Source organism: Bacillus sp. LQ01, assembly GCF_057624735.1.
The window spans coordinates 1534084-1553080 of record NZ_JBYEZL010000002.1; the positions used below are offsets into that span (position 1 = coordinate 1534084).

Genomic DNA, 18997 nt, shown 5'->3' on the forward strand with positions numbered 1-18997 from the left:
ATGCATCAACCATTTTTCATCGCTTATTCGCCATATAATCATTACGCATATACAAAAATGATGATAAAACCGCTGTATATGCAAGTTTCGCCAGCTGTAGTTCCTTTACAAATGCAATATCCGCAGCCACCAATCGCTAACGCACAGCAATACTTATATGAAACTGCTTTTTATAAACATCCATACTTTAAGCAATTTCATAACAATGTGAAAGCACAAGTTTGGGAAGGATAAGGTAACAAGCTAAAAGATTCATTCTTTTAGCTTGTTTTTTATTGCGAATATTCGTACACGCATTTGCAGAAACAGTTTATAATGAAAAGTGGAAGCGTGAGAAGGAGAGGGAAAGGGATGTCAATGCGTTTTACTTTTTGGATTATGGTTGGGATTGTAGCAATCTCGGGTTTATCACAAGGAATGCTCTTACCTGCCATTGCAATGATTTTTGAACAAGAAGGGGTTAGTTCAAGTATTAATGGTATTCATGCGACGGCATTGTACATTGGGATATTAGTCATTTCGCCGTTTCTTGAAAAACCGATGCAAAGGTTTGGAATGAAGCCGATTATTGTTATAGGTGGGTTTCTCGTTATTATTTCATTATTCTTTTTTACACAAACATTTTCGTTTTGGGTATGGTTTATCCTTAGATTTCTAGTTGGAGTCGGAGATCATATGCTTCATGTCGGAACACAAACGTGGATCACGACAACATCAGACCCAAGTAAAATAGGGAGACAAGTATCGATATACGGTGTATTCTTCGGAATTGGTTTTGCCGTTGGCCCGTATTTAGCAAGCACTGTGCAGTACGGTCTTGCAACGCCATTTATTATATCTACTATACTTTGTCTAATAGGTTGGCTTTTACTACTTCCAACAAAAAATGCATTCCCAGCGCAAGATGAAAGAGAAGCGAAGAGTGAATCATCATTTTCTCGTTATAAACAAGTTGTTGGATTAGGATGGATTGCACTGCTAGGACCACTTGCATATGGCGTACTTGAAGCAATGCTAAACAGTAACTTACCAGTATACGCACTTCGTAAAGGGTGGTCTGTTTCAGATGTATCCTTCTTATTACCAGCATTTGCAGTTGGGGGTATTATTACACAAATTCCGCTTGGTATATTGAGTGATAAATACGGAAGGGACCGTATATTAACGTGGACGTTTAGCATAAGTACGGGCATTTTTCTACTTGCCGCCGTATTTGATCAATATTACTGGATCGTCTTTGCCTGCATGCTTTTAGCGGGTATGGTTATTGGATCGTGCTTCTCTTTAGGGCTTGGATTTATGACTGATTTATTACCGAGACATTTACTACCGGCAGGTAATATATTATCCGGAATCGCTTTTAGTTTAGGAAGTATTATGGGACCTGTATTAGGCGGCGTATTTATAGAAAAAATACAGTATACAAGCTTTTTTATTGCGGTTATGATTATAATGGGAATTCTCGCAATGTTATATATGGTCTACATGAAAAATCAATTTGCATCAAGAAAAATAGAAAGTAGGTTAGGGCATGACAAAACAACCTAATAAAAAGAAATTTGAAGTACTTGAAAATGAAACAATTACAGACTGCTTAGCACGTATGGAACAAGAAGGCTACGCTCCGTCTCGTCGTATGGAAGAGCCAATCTTTCATGAAGTAAAAAAAGACGGCAAAACAGTAGTTGAACCGTGCGGTAGGAAGATTGTTTTTGAAGGGAAATTGAAGTAATCCAATAACAAATTCTCTTTATAGTATAGAGCCATCCAATAGTTGGGTGGCTTGTTTTTTTATTAATCAATGCAGGAATTGAATAGAATGAATCTCTCGTTCATTTCTCCTAATGGGCTTCTTTATATGGGACAAAAGATTGCTACTTTTTTCGTATATTGGTAAAATAAGTTCTTGGGTCTTACTTATTGTTATCGGTATAATGTTTGTCGCTTGAATGAAAGAAATTAGTTACAAAAATTTCGCACTATGTAAAGGGGTACAGCAACGATCCCTTTTTTGGAGGCACTTTAAACATAAAGCGAGAGAAGAGGCTATATGAACGATTCTCCTATCTTGTTTAAATATTAAACGAGTTATTGCAATTGGAATAGGTATATCAAACTAGTCGACATCCTGATGGATCATCTTTTTCTAGTAACCTATCACTTCTGATGGAATCGATAGATTGCTAGAAAGCGGAAAACAATTATTAGTATATTCCGAAGCAGGTGTAACAGAGTGTCCTTCCATAATTAAGGGTAAAACCAAAATACGTTGTTTTAAAGAATGATTTGTTAGAACTGGTTATAAGGAATAAAACAGAAAAGAGGATCACATGTTAGATACTTTACAGAGAAGTAAAAAGTTTTTTTTAGTATGTCTTATTTTTTTAGTGCTTTTAACCGCTTGTGGTAATACAGATGTTAAGACGTCTAAAGCTTCATTACCACCGGCTGAATCCAATATAGATACATCATTAAAAGCACCAAATTGGGTAGAGAAAAGTCCTATCCAACAGTCTCCTAATTTTACGGAAGATAAAAAAGTACAATCGGTTGTGAATTTAATAGCTACGGGTGATAATTTATATCATGACGCAGTAATTAAAGATGGCAAACAAAAAGACGGTTCATATGATTATAATTATATTTATGAAAATATCAAAAAAGCTGTTAAATCAAGTGATCTTGCTATAGTGAACCAGGAGACTCCGATTGCCGGAAATAATTTAAAAGTACAGGGATATCCGACTTTCAATACACCTGAAGAAGTAGGCCAATCTTTAGTGGACACTGGATTCAATATAGTGACGCAAGCGACAAATCACGCTATGGATATGGGTATTAAAGGTGTTGCGAATACAAGAGAATACTGGAAGAAATATCCGGATGTTATCCCGGTAGGTATTAATGAGAGTAAAAACGAGCGTAATGAAATAAAAACGATTACAAAAAATGGTATTCGTTTTGCGTTACTAAATTATACATATGGTACGAATGGAATTAAAATTCCAGCTGATAAGTCTTGGGCTTTAAATTTAATTGATAAAAAAGCGATACAAAATGATGTGGAAAAGGCAAAGAGTAGCTCTGATATGGTGATTGTTATGGTGCATTGGGGAGTAGAATATACCTCAACACCTTCAAAGCAACAAAAAGAAGTTGCTCAATATTTAACAGATTTAGGTGTAGATGTAGTAATTGGAAATCATCCACATGTAATTCAACCAATTGAGTGGAAACAAAATAAAGATGGACATGAAACGCTAATCTATTATTCTCTTGGAAATCTTATTTCTGCGCAAGAAAAATTAGAAACATTAGTTGGAGGATTATCTTATGTACAATTTGTTAAGTATGAAGATAAAACTTTTGGTATACGACAAGCGGCAATCGTACCGACAGTAACCGACTATGCCGATGGTAAGAAACAATTTAAAATTCAATTTTTAAAAGATTATTCGGATGAAAATTCTAAAAAACATGGAATTAAAAAATTTGTCGGCCCCGTTTCTTTGAAGGATTTCAAGGAGATTCCTAGAGACGTGTTGGGAAATTGGTATAAAGACTAATAAACAAAAAGGGAATGAGATACAATTAAAAAATTTATAATTTTAGCATTGGTATTAGCAATGGGATGGAGTCTTGCTGCTTGTAGTGGAAAGCAAACATCTCAGGCAACTACTAATAATAACGATAAAAATAAAAATGAAATACATGCGAAGAAAAAAGATGTTTTACCTATCTCTGATGTTAATGATTGGAGAATTATCCTTGTAAATAGAGAGCATATGTTATCAAAGGAACTAGGAATTGAATTAACAAGTATCACTCAAAATGCGAAGCCAAATATGAAAATAGATAGTAGAATTGCAACTTCCTATCAGGATATGGTAGCAGCTGCAAAAAAAGAGGGAATCAATCTTTATTTAAGATCAGGTTATCGAGCTATAAAATTACAACAAACTTATTATGATGCTTCAGTTAAAAGCTATAAATCTCAAGGCTTGTCGGATAAAGAGGCTAGTGCTAAGGCATTGGAATATCTTCAGTATCCTGGTGCAAGTGAACATCATACTGGATTAGCGTTAGACATTATTTCAGTTGAATGGCAAAATACTGTAGAAGATTTAAATGCAAAATTTGAAACTACCGATGCATTCAAATGGTTAGATAAGAACGCTGCAGAATATGGATTTACTCTCCGCTATCCAAAAGATAAAGAGAATATTACTGGCATTAAGTATGAGCCATGGCACTATCGTTATGTAGGGAAAGAAGTTGCTGTTTATCTAAAAGAAAAAGGGTTAACTTTAGAAGAATATAACGAAAAAATTAAGTCTGGTAAGTAAAAATATGCTTTAATTTTATTAAACATTATGCACTGCTACAAGAAAAGGTGAATCTGAGGATGTGTTAACCTTCCGCCTAGTATTGTAAAAACTGAGTATGATAATTTGAGCACGTATGAACCAGTTATCGTGTAAAAAGATGTATGTATTAAGAAATTAAAGTTAAGGATCTGATATTCATATCAGATCCTTTTTCTATTGTTCTTTTAAGAGCGACTGAGCCAAAATATTGGAATGAATATAGAAATAAAACAGCCCAAGGAATAGTAAAACGAGTCCGGGAGCCTACTCGTACGCTTCATTGGGATTATCCAGAAATAGTTGTTTATGAAATAAGAAAGAACTGGTCTTACTCTCAAGCAAGGATTTAATACGAATGAATTGGATAAAAGGTAATAATAAAAAACACTGCGCTTGGCAGTGTTTTTTATTATTTCTGCACATAAATACATAGTCATATTGATTAAAGTTTCACTTTATTGAAGAAAAATGCGAAAGCCATTCATAAAATATGGAAATGTTAAAATCCCTTTGATAAAATAGCAATATGTAAAAATAATTATTTGTTAATTCTTAATGTAATGAATATTCATGTTTAAATATACGAATTTAACTACATAGTTATTGTGCTAAAGGGGGAGAAAGATGTTAGATGAATTGTACAATGCTTTTTTAAATGCGTCTGGTTTTACAGAAAGTGCGAGGAAACGAGATCGGTATGATGATTTACATGATTATTTAAAAGATAAAGAAAGAGAGTTAAAGCAATTCATTCAAGATGCTGAATCAGCGAAGAGAGATTATGAGAGTAAAAGTAATGGTTTAGAAGCTAATAAAATTCCGGCAGTTGAATTTGAACAAAAACGTCATGAAAAGGATGAAGAATTACATACATTAGTATCCTATTTTAAAAGTGCATTAAGCGATGTTGGATCTGCAAAAAGTACAGCTTATGCAAAGTATTTGGAATATAAAGCGAAAGCAGAATCGGAGAAAGCGTCAGCATACGCTGCAGCGACCAAGGCTTTTGAAGAAAAGAAAAAGGAATTTGAAAAACTTATCCATTAACCATACAAAGAATGGAGGGAACCAACATGAGTGGTAAAGAGGTTGAAATTATAGGAAGTAACACTGCAAGTGCCATTTCTTACGCACAAAACATTGAAAATGGTATGAAGGATTCTTTAAACCAAGCGAAAGACTTAAAAGCATATGTCACAGGTGCGAAATGGAATGGAAAAACGAGAGATGCATTTTTAAGTTATCTTGATTTGATCATTCAATATAATTCAGAAATGGTAGAGGCATTTGAAGGACATACGAAAGCTTTGAAAGAGTTAGATAAAAGCATTCAAACGTACGGAGATAAATCGGAAGTAAGGGAGATAAAACAACTGTGATGGAGAAACGAGGGATAAAAGAATGGGGAAAGAAATGAGTTTTGCACCTGCTGAATTATATGTTCTCGCAGGTGCAGCTGGGGTTACCGATATATTTGGATTGCCAAACCGTGACGCAATTATTTTACTTGATGCAGAATGTGTCACGAAAGCAACTACGAGTTTAAAAGAAAAAGGCCTACTTACAAGTGAAAATGGAATTACCCCTGCAGCTTTTCAAATAATTGAACTATTAAAGGAATATGAAAATTGTCATGAATACACGAGAATGAATAATGTATTAATTGGCTTTTTAAAAGAGGATAAAGACCGAGTGGCTGTATTAACAGAAATAGAACCAAATAAAAAATACGAGATCGACTACATACCAAAACCGGACGTATATTTTTCATTATTAACACGCATTCCTTTCTTATTGAGAGAACCGAGGGAAATAGAAGATACATTTTTCTCAAAGAGAATGACAGAGGCAGAACAACAAACATTTGAGGAAAAAGATTTATCAAATAAAGACGTTATAGCGATAGAAACGTATACGAGGCCTCGAAGTAATAGAGGAGGAAAATGGGAATGTTTCTTATATTTTACTGAAGGAGAAGATTTCGTTCAAATAGATGTAGATCGTAATCGATATGACTGGGTAAGCCTCTATGCGGTTAATAAGAAATTGTATGACGTGTTAAAAATGCCATATAAAAAGTTAATTGACCCGAGACAATTCTCGTTAGGAGGTATTCAATAATGCAAGTATCAATGGGAGATAGTGGTTCTGGTGGTGGAGAAGAAGTATTAGTTAATTTTCAAGAACTACTTGATATAGTAATGAAGTTAGAAAATATATATAAAATCCATGTAGACGTCATTGGAACGAATATTGAGAGTTTATTAAGCTGTAATTTTTATCAAAAAGGTGAAGCGATGAGAGTAATTGAAAAATATCCTGATATATTACACAAAACACTAGAATTGGCTGAACACTATTCTAGGTCAGCGACAGTTGTAGGAAATGTATGTGTAGAAATGCTTGAAAAGGACGAACAATTACGTGAAATATTAAGTAAGTTGTAGAAATCACCATACGGCTGGGGGGATGAAAACGAGATGGATGTGAAATATAGACCTGAACCATGGCAAAACATGGGGGATGGTATGAATCGAATTACAAAAGATGCACTCATAAAATTACGGGAAGCAAATGAATCATTAAAAAGAATTGATGGAAGAATACGAGATTTAGACTCGGATGGTAGTATACATTTTAATCCTAAAGATCAATCGCAAAAAATCGGGGAATTACTTGATAGCTATTCGACATTACAAAAATATTGCGGAGAAGCAGGGCGATTAGTCTCTGAACATATAGATAAACCTTTTTTAGTAGAAATGGATAAATTCGCTCAAAAAATGAGAGATACATCTATTCTCAGTTTTGAAACAAATAACCGAATTGGCTCTACAACAACGACAGTATTACCAGGTGCGCATGCAGGCTACGGAAGTGTACCACAAACAATACAGAAGAAGAAAGATAAAATAACAGTAGAAGATATTTTTAGAGATTCTCCTGCATTTGATAACGTACTTAGGGCAGAATACAAAGAACTAAAAAAACAAAATCCAGATGCAAAATTAAATTATGAAGAATACAAGAAAGTAGTCCCATCCACACGAGGATTTGAATACAAATCGATAGAAGATGAACAGAAAAAACTAGAAATGGTGCGAGACATAGGAATAGGAGTAGGAATCATCATCACAACAATCCTTTGTCCACCACTCGGGGCCGCTGCCGCAGTAGTATACGGAGGTGTACAAATAAAAAGCGGTATCGACGGAGAAGACTGGGGAACACATAGGAAATTGAGCCAAGAAGAGCGGGTAGGAAACATCATTTTTGGCGGATTAGATGCAATCCCAGTTGTTGGAGCAGTAGGAAAAGGAGTAAAAGCATTCAAAGGCACGAGTGAATTAGCTGATTTAGCCAAATTATTAAAATTCAAAGAAGGAATGCCTGGTTTTAATCCAAATTTGGGTGGAAATGTGGTACAATCGCTTAAGGAAAATAATCTATTAAAAAATTTAAAAATACAAGGCTGGAAAACCGTAGATAAGATTAATGATGCGGACTATTTCATTAAAGGTCTAGTAGCAAAAGGTGTGGACTCCGTAACTCCATTCGTTAAAGGTGTAGAAATACTGCCAGATGGAAGTGTCGTTAGATCTGGAACGAACTATAGCGGGAAATTCCAAGAAGCCCATGATGCCTCAAAAGCGAGTATTCAGAGTAGGATCTCGAATTTGGAGAGTGGTGGGGTTAAGGGTACGGGGGATAGTGGAATTCCTCCTAGGTACGGTGAGAGAAAGATTACAGATGAAGAATATGAAGCATTAAGAAAAAAAACACCGACAGCAAAAATAAGAAAACAAGTAAATAAAGGCCACAATAAAAAGATAGAAACGGAGGATCAGGCTCTTCCTGGAAAAACTTTTATAGGTTCACTAGAAGCAGATCATATTGTGTCTATGGACAGAATTGCAAGTATGGATGGTTTTGGTAATTTAACAGAAAAACAACAGTTAGAAGTATTAAATAACCCAGAAAACTTTACAGGATTAAGTAAATCTGCAAACACTTCAAAGCAATCTAAATCGTATGAAGAATGGACACATTATAAAAAGGGAACACCAGATGAGATAGAAGTTAGTCTTGACTTTAGGAGCAAGATGATTACAAGAGAAAAACAGCTTGAAAGAATATTGCAAAAACAAATTGATGATTTTAAAAAAGAATAATATAAAATAATATTAAAAAGGATGGGGAAAAATGAGTTCTAAGTTAGATATATTAAGAGAGTATAATGAAGATATTCAATTGATTAATGCAAATGAATTTAAGAATATAAATGCATCTTTAATTCCTGATTTATGGGTGGAAGTATTTAGTGAACATAATAGAGAAAAGAGAATCAAGAAAATTTTAAGTATATGGAAAAAATATGTAGATAATAATTTATCTAATACTATTGCTTACTTATCAGAATACCTTGAGGATATTGAACTGATGATAAGTGAGGACACCTATTCAATCTTGTATACAATAAAAAATCAAGGTGGAGAAGATTTATATTATGAAGGAAGAAATCCTAAAGATAGTTTTAATAATGAGGAATTAGAATCTTCATGGAGAGAAATTCCTGAATCTATTAGGGACTTTTATGAAAATGTTCATAATGGATTTTATGATTACACAAGTGAATCGATGGGATTGATGCCATTAGAAGCTATAACTTACTTTGGGGATGATGACTTAGAGTGGGGGATTATAGATGAATTGGAAGAACCTATAAAGATTAATTTAAAAACATCTTTTGGATTCTTTAGTAATGGTATGGGGAGCTACATAGCTATAGATTATGAAAATTGTAAGAATAACAATGCTACTTTTTGGTCAGCTAAGAGTCAGCCTAAATATAATGTTCACTTTTGGGATTTTGTAGATGAATGGATTGTTATCGGTTTTGAATAAAAGGTTTTTAAAATTTTGATACAAAGTCTATAAACCTTTTGACGTGATTGTGACATCTGAGGGGAAATTAAAAATTTATTATGGGTATACTAAATGGTATCAATCTACTTTTGGACCGAATGACCGAGTGGATTATTTTGAATATAAATATTTAGGGAAGAAACCGAGTAATGAAAATGAGCGAAGAAAATTCGAAGAGATGAAAGAATATGAAGAGCAAAATAAATCTTAAAATATTCTCTGTTAAATTAAGGAATGCATTATTAGCGAGTAAATATGTAAAATATCCAAATCAACTAACTTTAGTTGGGCTATTGAAAAAAGAATAGTGACGGATTAATGTTACTTATAAAACAGATGAACTTAGAGCACTTGATTGTCAATTAAAGGCAACAAGTGCTTTTTTGCGTTTTAGCGTAGAAATAATGTGGTACAATCGCTTAAGGAAAATAAGACTTAAAAAAATGCACTAGATGCTATGAAAAATACTCCTATTCCAGCAGCAATTAGGACGGAGGATACTGGAATAGGAATGAAGCTTTCTTATATAGAATCTTCAACTGTTGGAGAAGTAGTTGGAAAGTTTTCAAAGGCAAGTACGGTAGCTAAAGATGACGCTTATCAACTTGCTAAGGGTACGGGTAATGGTAAGCATTTAAATGATGTACCTAAAATAAAAGAAATTGAAGTGAACTTTAATAGAAATGTAAAACATGATTCAGAAGAGTTTGCGAGACAATTAAAAGACCAAGAAAAAGGTATGAATGAGCTTACAGTGGATGAGTATTTAAAAAATAGTGAAAGATACATAGCACAGGGGCGAGCTATTGAAGGGAATGCTGCTCAACAAGCTGCTAGAGAAGAAGCTTATGTACAAAAGGTAAATGAACTACAAAGAGAAGGATTAACGTTATCAAATGCCAAGAAAAAAGCCAAGGAATGGCTAGATACTCAAGCTGCACTTCACAACCCTGACCAGATAGCAGGTGGAAAGGTAGAAATAATAGGAGGTATGGGAGATAAAAGGATTAATTCTTCTATAGGTAGTCAATGGCGGTATAGAATTGATATTGTTGATGAACAAATTAAGGAATTAGCCAAAAACATGACACCAGAACAACTAAAAAGTACTTATTTGAATGTAAAATTAACACATTAGAGGAGGAGTTTAGATGGAACAATATTTAAAAGATTTTAAGTTGCATAATAAAGTTCCGAGTGAAATCATTGAAAAGTATAAACATGTAGTACCTAATGAAATAATAAATTTATGGAGTAATTATGGATTTGGTACATTTATGCAAGGGTATTTTAAAAGTGTAAATCCAGAGGAATTTAAAGAGATTTTGGAGGAGAGTAGTCAAAGATATAAGGATTCAATAGTATTGTTTGCTACGGGTATGGGAGACTTGGTTATTTGGTCAGATGGATATGTTAGATTACTTAATTACAGGTATGGTATAGTAAAGACCATTATGTTTACATTTGAATTTTTCTTTCAAAATATTACTGATTTAGAATTTAGAGATGAAGATTTATCTTGGCAACCTTATCCTGAAGCGCTTAAACAATATAATGAGTTAGATTACGAGGAGTGTTTTGGTTATACACCTCTATTAGGTTTAGGTGGAGCAGAAAAAGTAGAGAACTTAAAAAAGGTCAAATTAAAGGAACATATTCTTATTATTACTAGTTTTATGGGACCAGTACAATAATAGAATAAATAGATATTTTATTACTAGGTAAATAGAGATATAGGATTCGTTCAAATGACTTAGACTTACTACTTAATTTATATTCTACAAGCGAATATGATAACGAAACACATTAACACATATATAAATCAATGAAAAACAAAGTTTATGTGAAGTAGATAGAAAAAATAAAAGGTTTTTTGAAAGTATGTACTCCATGATGGTTGTACCATCATGGAGTACTGTGTGCAATGATAGAATAGAAAATAAAGTAAAATCTTAGGTGAGATAGCATTTTATTTGGCGATGAATATAAACATATGGAATGTATATTAAACTAACGAACTCATACAAACTCGTAAGTGTTAACATAGTCGTTGTCACGACATATAAATGGTGTCATACTGTTACTACAAAATTTATAAATTTATGCTACTTAAAAATAGATGAACTTAAAGCACTCGATTGTCGATTAAAGGCAACGAGTGTTTTTTTGCGTATTAGCGTAGAAATTTAACAGATCACTATAATTTTATTATGTAAACTTTTTACATAGTTTTCTATATAACTAACGAGAAGAGAAATGTTTACTATTACTTTCATTTCTGTTATGAAAATTCTACAATAGAAAACAGAACGTATATTTGGTATAATCAAAACATACTATATGAAACGATGTACATGAGTTTGAGATTTATGAAAAAAGGTAAGTAATACATAATAATAAATACGCTATAGGATTCAGTTCATATTATACAAATCAATCGTTAGAAAGGAACAGATGTAATGAATCAAATTTCATTTGAAGATTTATTTGAAGAAGAAAAAGAAAAGGTGGAGGTAGCTGAGGTATGTAAGGTACCAGCCCCTTTATCACCATTACAAAAAGATATTTTAGAATTAATTGATTCTGAAGAAATAAGTGCGCTTGAGCTATGTGAACGATTAATACGATCTGGTAAAATACCCGATGAAAGATTCACTACGAATAAGCCTAAAGCATATGGACAAGTATGTTTACTATTAGAAGGTTTTGTTACAGAAGGAAAACTTATTTTTATCAAAGATGATGAGAAAAGAGATAGGGTATATAAATTGAAAGAAGAAGTTTGAGATGTATAGTGGGAGATGAATGATTGGTTCCCTTTAACTTGCAGCTCCGTTAGTCTAGTAATGTCCACAAAAAAGGTGTCAATCTCTCCTAGATTGACACCTTCATACTTTTAACACCTTACATACTTACGCTTAAAACCAAGTCTTCCTCTATCAAGTTCTTTCTGAATACTTTCAGAAGCATTTAACAAACTGCTTTCTTTATTATCACGTTTGACTTCAACTATACCAACTTCTTTTGCAATCTCGACTGCTTTTTCGTGTAGTGGTACATATGAAATTGCCACGGTGTTTAGGAAATTATTCATAGCGGATTTTGTTCGTTCTGGAGAATGATGAATTGTATCTTTCACCATTTCAAGCATATCGGAAATTTTACTTTCGGAAAACTCATTGTCTTTGCGATTTCCTAAAAGCCAACAGTAGCAACTCCATCCGGCAGACATTTTAAGCTCGTCCCCACTTGCAATCCATTTATCAGCAACATCTTGTGCGATATTTGACTCTGATAAAGTTACTGCCACCACATAATCGGATAGCATATAAAAATATGCCCCGTCTATCCAGCGATCAAAATCAGACTCACTCATAGCTTTTGGATCGGCAATAATACCTGCAAAGTACATAGCATCGTAGTTGCCTGTGGCATAAAGTTCTTCAGCTAATTCTTGATTTAATTTTATTTTTTTAGCGATTGGTTTCATAGCACCTGTAGCTACTCCGAATACTGGCTCATGCGCACCGTTAGATATGTATATTTTTTTCGTTCGTTCCTTACCTAGAGCTTCAAGTTCTTGCATAACTGTTTTAAAATCCATAGTTGTGCAACTTCCTTTCTTCATGTAAAAGCCTTTTTAAGCTTTTCATATTTCATATGTTAATACTAATTGTATTCAAGAGGTATGTCTACTTTCTAAAAGTATCGAAACCGGTTAGTAATTTTGAAGGTTTTGATTTTGTGACTGCTACAAGCTATCTATAATGGTAAGAAGGTCACTGTAAGGTAAGGAAGAATGAAAAGTATGTATAGTTTTTCCAGTGAATATTTGGTATGATGGTGAATGGGAAAAATATACAAGTTGTTAGTGGTTCATAAAAGGGGGATTGAATTGAAAAGAACACCTGAATTCGTATTAGGTTTAATTGGTGGCATTTTGGGAATTATTATTTCCATAATATTAATAGTTGTAGCGTTTAATATTATGGAAGGTGTTGATTACGAACTTTTAGCTTATTACTCTATTATTTTAACGGTTCAAATAGGATTGTTCATTTTATCGTGTTTAGTAAACAAGGTTAATAATAAAGTTTATGGAGTTTGTATGATTGTGATTCCTATAGTTATGTTATTTATGTCATTATTCTTTTTACTTATTCCGACAATTTTACAAATTATATCTGGTTCATTTGCATTTAGGACATTAAAGTTAGAATCGAATGTAAGCTAAATATAATTATTAACGTCTGAATATTCGGTTTTTAAACATTTTCGTTTGCAGTTCAAATTAACATAAAGTACAAAGTTGTACGCTTTAGGAGGAGAAATAGATGATTATTTGGTCTGGTTGGGGTTTTTTAGTCGCAATTATTGTAATTATTAATACTCTTTTGGGTAAGGCTATCTTTGGATCTATAACGGGGGACGCTACATATTTTCAAGACCATAGTTGGCCAATGGCGGTAATGTTTATTATATCAGGGGTTATGTCTTGGTATTTAGGTAAATATATTAATAAGCCAGATGGGAAAGTTTATATAGATGCCGAAACTGGTGAAAAAGTTATGTTTAACAAAAAGCACTCATTATTTTTTATAAAAATGGAATATTGGGGACCGATTCTAGGAGTTATTGCGATTGTAACTTTAATTACAAGATAAAAAAAGAGGATGGGTATAGCAAGAGTAATCTATTCAAGTAGAAGGAGAAATCAGTCATGAATGCAAAGAAACTACTAGGGGTAGCAGTTCCGGTCATGTTGTTATTTGGTTGTGGAGTTTCTGAGAAAACGAACACTTCTAAACAGGAGAAAACGGAAGAGTCTAAAGTAAAAGAATCGAAGTCTAATAGTAAGAAAGAAAAAGTTTCAAAGGAAGACTATCCTAATAAAGTGTATAAATTAGGAGTAGAGTTTGATAAGTTGTTTGCGGAGCATAACAATATTACAAGAGAGGTTTTTGACGGTAAGAAAAAGAAATCAGATATAGTAGATAGTGTGAAAGAATTAAATAAAGTGTTAGATAAATTTGAGTCAATAGATCCCCCTACAGAGTATGTAAACCAACAAAAAGATTTTGAAAAAGCAATTAGTTATTTTAGAGAGTCTTTTTCTTTAATAAATGAAGTATTCACCAGAAAAGAAAAAAGAGAAAAAGGTGATAAGACTGATAAAGAGTTAATAGAGAAATCTGAAAAGCTAGTGAAAGAAGGAGATATTTACTGGCTTAAGGCATTCAAAGATCTTGAAGGGGATATTAAAATCGGTGATGGTACAGTATCAATTAAAGATTTGAAAGAGTTAGATAAGAAAGCTGGAATTAATACAGATAATGTTATGAAGAATGTGAAAGATGGTACGGAATTAATCGGTAATTGGGGATTCCAAGGAACAGACGGTTTCAATATGTCACTCATTTTAAAAGGTGATAAGACATTTGAAACATATGGTAAAGGTGAGTATCCAAATAAAAAGAATTATATTGAAGGAACTTGGGAATATGATAAGGAAGCTTTTACAATCTATTTACATCTCAATAAACGTTTAGTAGACGGTGTAGAAGATACAATTCAAAAAAAGAAAATAGCATATAAAGTTCAAGATTATGATGGGGAAAACTTGCAATTATTTAATGAGACGTCATTTAATACAATTAAGTATGTGAAGCAAAGTTAAAGTTATGTAGGACTAGGTTTAAATGGCCTGGTCCTTCATTAAAGTGCGAGTATGTAAATAATATGTTATCTTTCGTTCTGTTTACTTAGTATCATGTTATTCTTTAATAGAGTAATAAATGGAGTTTTGCATTAAATATATGAGGTTGGTTACAAATGATAAAAAAATTTACTAGATTAGTATTAATAGTGGTTATCCCAATCAGTCTTATTACAGGTTGTGGGGCTGCTGAAAAAACTGAAGCACAAAAGCCGAAAGCGGTACAAACGGAGAAAAAGGACTATATGGATTACTCATATGGTAGCAAAGGTATATTAGTAAGTGGCAAAGCGAAAGAACGGCAACAATACGAGATTGGATATATGGATGATAATAAGTTAATTGGGATTGACGAAAATATTGAAGACTGCATTATTTTAGATAATAAAGATGAAGCAGGTCTCATTTGGAAACAAATAGAGCGTGGATCTATTATTGAAGTGCAATACGGTAAGGATCGCAATGATATCGTAGGCGTGCAATTCGTAGGAGATCGTGAGTCATATGAAATTAGTGATAAGTTTGATCGGAATACGATAAATGAGATTGTTGAAAACGTTAAAGGGAATTTGTAATAGATGTATTTCGATAGTATAGGATCTCTTATTATGAAATTGTATGCCAGTTATTTGTCTAAGTTTAAATTGATTATTTTGACGGTATTTGTAATTAGTTGTAAAATAATGTTTGTTGACGAATTTTATAAAAAGTATATTAGATGAAATTCATCTGTAGGGATGACATATAAATATTTTCTTAATGGGTATAAAATAATTAAAATATATAAATAAAAAGAAAATATAATAGAAGTACATAGTAGATTCATATTTTTAAAAATTAATGTGACAATAAAGGGAGGTTGAGATACATACACGGTGGGAGTGTGTATGTATTTATTATAATAATGAATAAGACAATCAAACAACAAGTAATCGCACTATCAACAAGTCTAGTGATTTTAGGGAGCGTACCTTTATCAGCATCAGCAGAAGAGATAAACAACTCTCAAACTGATCAACTTAATATTGCCCAAGGAGAACACGGAATGAGCGGATTAAATTATTCTAATTTCAAGTTGGAAGTTCCTAATCATGTACAAATTAACGAAGCAGAAGTATCTGAAAATGAAAAAATGCTTTTAGAAGAATATAAGCATAAACATGATGAAACAGAAGAATTAAACAAAATGCAAAATGCTAAGAAGGGACAAGTAGCAGAAAAGGAAGCTATTTCAAACATTGAAAAGGCATTTGAATCTGTAGATGGTCGAAATGATGGATCTGATCGTCAAATGAAACCTGTTGCAAAGCCAAGAGGTATTCAATATAGTGCACAGAGTACGAAGAAATATGGAACACTTGCAGGAGTTCCATTTGTGGAGTGGATTGTTCCAGCAGGAAATCCTGATATTCGTCCTGCAAATCCGATGAAAGCACGTTACATTACAATTCATGAGACCGCAAATACAGCCGCTGGTGCTAATGCTGAAAATCATGCGAAATATTTATACAAGCAAGCAACTGAAGGCACTTTCCGAACAGCTTCATGGCATTTTACTGTAGACGATAAACAAATTTATCAACACTTACCAACAAACGAAAATGGTTGGCATGCAGGAGATGGAGATGGATCAGGAAACAGGGAGTCTATCGGTATCGAGATCGCGGTTAACCAAGATGGTGATTACAATAAAGCTTTAGAAAATGCAAAACGACTTGCAGGTTATTTAATGAACAAAGAAGGAATTGGTGCAGATCATATTTACAAGCATCAACAATGGAGCGGGAAAAAATGTCCTGACATTTTAATTTCACGTGGTAATTGGGCTGGTTTCGTACAAGGAATTCAGTGGTATGCAAATATAAATGCGCAGATTGATACGCCTTTACAAGATAAAAATGACTCATTTAATCCAAATGAAAATAATCCAGCTGAACCTAGCATGGAACTAGTGGTAAATGGTAGTGGCATCAATGTACGTAGTGATGCGGGTATTGAACATCGTGTTGTACGTAAAGCTTCAACCGGAGATCGTTACAAAGTATTAGCGGTTAAAAATGGTTGGTATAAAGTAGGTAATGGAGAATGGATTTTCTATGACCCAAGCTGGATTAAAATTAACTACAATGTACCAAAGGAAGAAGTACAAAAGCCTAAGGAAGAAGTACAAAAACCAAAAGATGATATTACAGGTGGCTGGTTTGAAGAGCATATTCGTAAATTAAACAGTCTAGGTATTATGCAAGGCGAAGGTAATGGTGTATTTGCGCCATATCGAAATGTAACGAGAGCGGAGTTTGCGAAATTAATCTCGAATGCTCTTAAACTACCAGAGGGAAATAAGTCATTTGTAGATATTAATGAGGCACATCCATCACTTCATGACGGTATTAAACGTTGTGCAAGTGCAGGAATTATTAATGGTCGTGGTGAAGGGATTTTTGATCCTAACTCACCAATTACTCGTGAAGAAGTATCTATTATGATTGACAAAGCATTACGATATAAAGGAATTACAGGTGAGTTAGTAGCATTACCATTTACAGATAAGCATTTAATAACATACAAAGAATCGGTTCAACGATTATACAGTCTAAAGGTAGTTAATGGTATTGGAAATAATGAGTTTGATCCCCGAGGTACAGCAACTCGTGGCCAGGCAGCTGCCTTTATTGTGAAGATGTTAGATTCAATGCAAAAATAAAATGAAACTTTAATCAGTGAGGGCCACTCGCACTGCAATCGAGCAGTTTATTCACCGAATTTTGAAATGAGAGTTTTACTGTCCGCAAATAGCAGAATAAATTGTATGTAGAAGCTGACATTGGTAGAAGTAAAAAATAAGAAGAATTTGAAAGGAGCTATCCAAAATAATAATTTGGAATAGCTCCTATTTAGTAGGAAGAACAAATTGTATGTAATGTAGAATGCCCTTCCAAGCCCCTCATAAGCCCCTACCAAGTAATAAATCACTAAGAAAAAACAAAAACAAAAACAAAAACAACTACAAGAACAAAACAAGCGCGAAAAAATGAAACCGGCGTTGTAGTAGTAAAAAAATTGTAATTCGAATGCCAAAACCATTCCCGTATGCCTATCTTTATAATGAAGGATTAAAATTTTCCTATTTACTAGCAAAGAGTGGAGGGAAACATATGGCGGTATACCGTAATGTGCAGGTGAACTTTTGGCAAGATGAATTCATATTAGATTTAACGCCAGAGGAGCGTTATTTTTACATATATTTGTTAACTGGTACGAAAACAAAGCAATGTGGAATTTACGTATTACCGAAGCGTGTGGCAGAGCTTGAAACAGGCTACAGTATGGAGACTGTTGAGAAGTTGCTAAACAGGTTTGTTGAGTATGGAAAGATTTTATATGATACGGAAACGAAAGAGGTATTCATAATAAATTGGTTACACTATAACCCTATTTCAAATACGAATGTGGAGAAGTGCGTATTACGTGAGTTAAAGACTATAAAAAGTAATAAGTTCATACATATATTTTTACGTAAATGCCTTGAAGAAGAATACAAGATTCCATTATTATTGCAGCATTTTGGTATGCCAAAAGAAGAGGATAATAGTAGTTCACAAGTAGTTATTGAAGAGAAAGAAGAAGCGGAAGAGATAGAGGTGGAAACCATAGAAGAGGACGTTCCAAATAGTGAAGTTTATAAGTTTTATGAACAAAATATTAGTAGTTTATCCCCATATATTGTGAAGGAATTGAAGAATTGGATACAAAGACTTTCTGGAGAGAAAGTGTTAGAGGCACTTAAAATTGCGTTTGAAAATAATAAGAAAACGTTAGCTTATGTGAAGGGGATTTTGAGGAATTGGTGTAGTGAAAAATTAAAGGATTTTAGTGGGGAGAAGTGCGTAATGGGAAGTTTAGAGAGAAGGAAATGTATTTTGAGTAGTGTATTTTAATTTACATTAACATAACATAGAATGTATGTTCGTTTTTGTGGGATTTATGC

Annotated in this window: 21 protein-coding genes and 1 pseudogene; 21 read left to right on the top strand and 1 reads right to left on the bottom strand. The window is 33.4% G+C overall.

What is annotated here, in order from left to right; translation table 11 throughout:
• The 15 genes and pseudogenes from AC22L0_RS20295 (at position 1) to AC22L0_RS20365 (ending at position 12079) form a co-directional block, all read left to right on the top strand.
• Entirely contained in the window at positions 1-234 is a 234-nt protein-coding gene (locus tag AC22L0_RS20295; RefSeq protein WP_000554159.1) for a hypothetical protein, read from the top strand.
• 117 nt (positions 235-351) lie between these two features.
• Positions 352-1548 (top strand): MFS transporter, encoded by a 1197-nt coding sequence (locus AC22L0_RS20300; protein WP_000062796.1) that lies wholly within the window; start codon positions 352-354, stop codon positions 1546-1548.
• Entirely contained in the window at positions 1532-1732 is a 201-nt protein-coding gene (locus tag AC22L0_RS20305; protein ID WP_000166303.1) for an NETI motif-containing protein, read from the top strand. Before AC22L0_RS20300 ends, AC22L0_RS20305 begins: the two co-directional genes overlap by 17 nt.
• 598 nt (positions 1733-2330) lie before the next feature.
• Positions 2331-3566: a CapA family protein gene (locus tag AC22L0_RS20310; protein ID WP_000887606.1), complete on the top strand. Its 1236-nt coding sequence runs from the start codon at positions 2331-2333 to the stop codon at positions 3564-3566.
• A 48-nt stretch (positions 3567-3614) separates the two neighbouring features.
• On the top strand, positions 3615-4346 hold the full coding sequence (locus AC22L0_RS20315; RefSeq protein ID WP_000241986.1) for a M15 family metallopeptidase: 732 nt from the start codon (positions 3615-3617) through the stop codon (positions 4344-4346).
• A 645-nt stretch (positions 4347-4991) separates the two neighbouring features.
• Positions 4992-5414: a hypothetical protein gene (locus AC22L0_RS20320; protein ID WP_000883455.1), complete on the top strand. Its 423-nt coding sequence runs from the start codon at positions 4992-4994 to the stop codon at positions 5412-5414.
• Positions 5415-5440: 26 nt separating this feature from the next.
• Entirely contained in the window at positions 5441-5746 is a 306-nt protein-coding gene (locus AC22L0_RS20325; protein WP_000014537.1) for a WXG100 family type VII secretion target, read from the top strand.
• Positions 5747-5768: 22 nt separating this feature from the next.
• Complete coding sequence (locus tag AC22L0_RS20330) at positions 5769-6488, top strand: DUF5081 family protein (RefSeq protein ID WP_000514121.1); 720 nt, start codon at positions 5769-5771, stop codon at positions 6486-6488.
• Positions 6488-6814 (top strand): hypothetical protein, encoded by a 327-nt coding sequence (locus tag AC22L0_RS20335; protein WP_001198203.1) that lies wholly within the window; start codon positions 6488-6490, stop codon positions 6812-6814. Before AC22L0_RS20330 ends, AC22L0_RS20335 begins: the two co-directional genes overlap by 1 nt.
• A 33-nt stretch (positions 6815-6847) precedes the next feature.
• On the top strand, positions 6848-8539 hold the full coding sequence (locus AC22L0_RS20340; protein WP_087964957.1) for a hypothetical protein: 1692 nt from the start codon (positions 6848-6850) through the stop codon (positions 8537-8539).
• Between the two features lie 31 nt (positions 8540-8570).
• Complete coding sequence (locus tag AC22L0_RS20345; RefSeq protein ID WP_000095661.1) at positions 8571-9272, top strand: SMI1/KNR4 family protein; 702 nt, start codon at positions 8571-8573, stop codon at positions 9270-9272.
• Positions 9273-9309: 37 nt separating this feature from the next.
• Positions 9310-9504, top strand: a pseudogene (locus AC22L0_RS20350) (immunity protein YezG family protein); the annotation flags it as partial.
• 456 nt (positions 9505-9960) lie between these two features.
• Positions 9961-10431, top strand: coding sequence for a polymorphic toxin type 15 domain-containing protein (locus AC22L0_RS20355; RefSeq protein ID WP_033685803.1), 471 nt, complete (start codon positions 9961-9963; stop codon positions 10429-10431).
• Between the two features lie 13 nt (positions 10432-10444).
• Entirely contained in the window at positions 10445-10987 is a 543-nt protein-coding gene (locus AC22L0_RS20360) for a T6SS immunity protein Tdi1 domain-containing protein (RefSeq protein WP_048519269.1), read from the top strand.
• Between the two features lie 765 nt (positions 10988-11752).
• Positions 11753-12079, top strand: coding sequence for a DUF3895 domain-containing protein (locus tag AC22L0_RS20365; protein WP_001071909.1), 327 nt, complete (start codon positions 11753-11755; stop codon positions 12077-12079).
• Positions 12080-12189: 110 nt separating this feature from the next.
• Here AC22L0_RS20365 and AC22L0_RS20370 read toward each other — a convergent pair whose 3' ends face one another.
• Positions 12190-12897, bottom strand: coding sequence for a DNA alkylation repair protein (locus tag AC22L0_RS20370; RefSeq protein WP_087964954.1), 708 nt, complete (start codon positions 12895-12897; stop codon positions 12190-12192).
• A gap of 291 nt (positions 12898-13188) precedes the next feature.
• Here AC22L0_RS20370 and AC22L0_RS20375 point away from each other — a divergent pair, with 291 nt between their 5' ends.
• The 6 genes from AC22L0_RS20375 to AC22L0_RS20400 all read left to right on the top strand — a co-directional run bounded on the left by AC22L0_RS20375 (position 13189) and on the right by AC22L0_RS20400 (position 18947).
• A complete protein-coding gene (locus AC22L0_RS20375; protein WP_000831724.1) occupies positions 13189-13527 on the top strand; it encodes a DUF4064 domain-containing protein in 339 nt (112 codons plus the stop codon).
• A gap of 100 nt (positions 13528-13627) precedes the next feature.
• Positions 13628-13957, top strand: a complete 330-nt coding sequence (locus AC22L0_RS20380; protein ID WP_000587853.1) for a hypothetical protein — start codon at positions 13628-13630, stop codon at positions 13955-13957.
• 56 nt (positions 13958-14013) lie between these two features.
• Positions 14014-14970 (top strand): DUF3994 domain-containing protein, encoded by a 957-nt coding sequence (locus tag AC22L0_RS20385; protein ID WP_003313272.1) that lies wholly within the window; start codon positions 14014-14016, stop codon positions 14968-14970.
• Positions 14971-15125: 155 nt separating this feature from the next.
• Complete coding sequence (locus AC22L0_RS20390; protein ID WP_000591634.1) at positions 15126-15584, top strand: hypothetical protein; 459 nt, start codon at positions 15126-15128, stop codon at positions 15582-15584.
• Between the two features lie 329 nt (positions 15585-15913).
• Positions 15914-17713, top strand: a complete 1800-nt coding sequence (locus tag AC22L0_RS20395; protein WP_487272424.1) for an S-layer homology domain-containing protein — start codon at positions 15914-15916, stop codon at positions 17711-17713.
• A 451-nt stretch (positions 17714-18164) separates the two neighbouring features.
• Entirely contained in the window at positions 18165-18947 is a 783-nt protein-coding gene (locus tag AC22L0_RS20400; protein WP_087964952.1) for a DnaD domain-containing protein, read from the top strand.
• The last annotated feature ends 50 nt before the right edge of the window (positions 18948-18997 follow it).

What these genes read in the sequence shown, in the direction of transcription:
- AC22L0_RS20360 (WP_048519269.1), top strand. Translation starts at nt 10,445, where the DNA reads ATGGAACAATATTTAAAAGATTTTAAGTTGCATAATAAAGTTCCGAGT.
- AC22L0_RS20305 (WP_000166303.1), top strand. Translation starts at nt 1,532, where the DNA reads ATGACAAAACAACCTAATAAAAAGAAATTTGAAGTACTTGAAAATGAA.
- AC22L0_RS20325 (WP_000014537.1), top strand. Translation starts at nt 5,441, where the DNA reads ATGAGTGGTAAAGAGGTTGAAATTATAGGAAGTAACACTGCAAGTGCC.
- AC22L0_RS20295 (WP_000554159.1), top strand. Translation starts at nt 1, where the DNA reads ATGCATCAACCATTTTTCATCGCTTATTCGCCATATAATCATTACGCA.
- AC22L0_RS20400 (WP_087964952.1), top strand. Translation starts at nt 18,165, where the DNA reads ATGGCGGTATACCGTAATGTGCAGGTGAACTTTTGGCAAGATGAATTC.
- AC22L0_RS20335 (WP_001198203.1), top strand. Translation starts at nt 6,488, where the DNA reads ATGCAAGTATCAATGGGAGATAGTGGTTCTGGTGGTGGAGAAGAAGTA.
- AC22L0_RS20380 (WP_000587853.1), top strand. Translation starts at nt 13,628, where the DNA reads ATGATTATTTGGTCTGGTTGGGGTTTTTTAGTCGCAATTATTGTAATT.
- AC22L0_RS20365 (WP_001071909.1), top strand. Translation starts at nt 11,753, where the DNA reads ATGAATCAAATTTCATTTGAAGATTTATTTGAAGAAGAAAAAGAAAAG.
- AC22L0_RS20310 (WP_000887606.1), top strand. Translation starts at nt 2,331, where the DNA reads ATGTTAGATACTTTACAGAGAAGTAAAAAGTTTTTTTTAGTATGTCTT.
- AC22L0_RS20370 (WP_087964954.1), bottom strand. Translation starts at nt 12,897, where the DNA reads ATGGATTTTAAAACAGTTATGCAAGAACTTGAAGCTCTAGGTAAGGAA.
- AC22L0_RS20385 (WP_003313272.1), top strand. Translation starts at nt 14,014, where the DNA reads ATGAATGCAAAGAAACTACTAGGGGTAGCAGTTCCGGTCATGTTGTTA.
- AC22L0_RS20390 (WP_000591634.1), top strand. Translation starts at nt 15,126, where the DNA reads ATGATAAAAAAATTTACTAGATTAGTATTAATAGTGGTTATCCCAATC.
- AC22L0_RS20345 (WP_000095661.1), top strand. Translation starts at nt 8,571, where the DNA reads ATGAGTTCTAAGTTAGATATATTAAGAGAGTATAATGAAGATATTCAA.
- AC22L0_RS20300 (WP_000062796.1), top strand. Translation starts at nt 352, where the DNA reads ATGTCAATGCGTTTTACTTTTTGGATTATGGTTGGGATTGTAGCAATC.
- AC22L0_RS20340 (WP_087964957.1), top strand. Translation starts at nt 6,848, where the DNA reads ATGGATGTGAAATATAGACCTGAACCATGGCAAAACATGGGGGATGGT.
- AC22L0_RS20330 (WP_000514121.1), top strand. Translation starts at nt 5,769, where the DNA reads ATGGGGAAAGAAATGAGTTTTGCACCTGCTGAATTATATGTTCTCGCA.
- AC22L0_RS20320 (WP_000883455.1), top strand. Translation starts at nt 4,992, where the DNA reads ATGTTAGATGAATTGTACAATGCTTTTTTAAATGCGTCTGGTTTTACA.
- AC22L0_RS20395 (WP_487272424.1), top strand. Translation starts at nt 15,914, where the DNA reads ATGAATAAGACAATCAAACAACAAGTAATCGCACTATCAACAAGTCTA.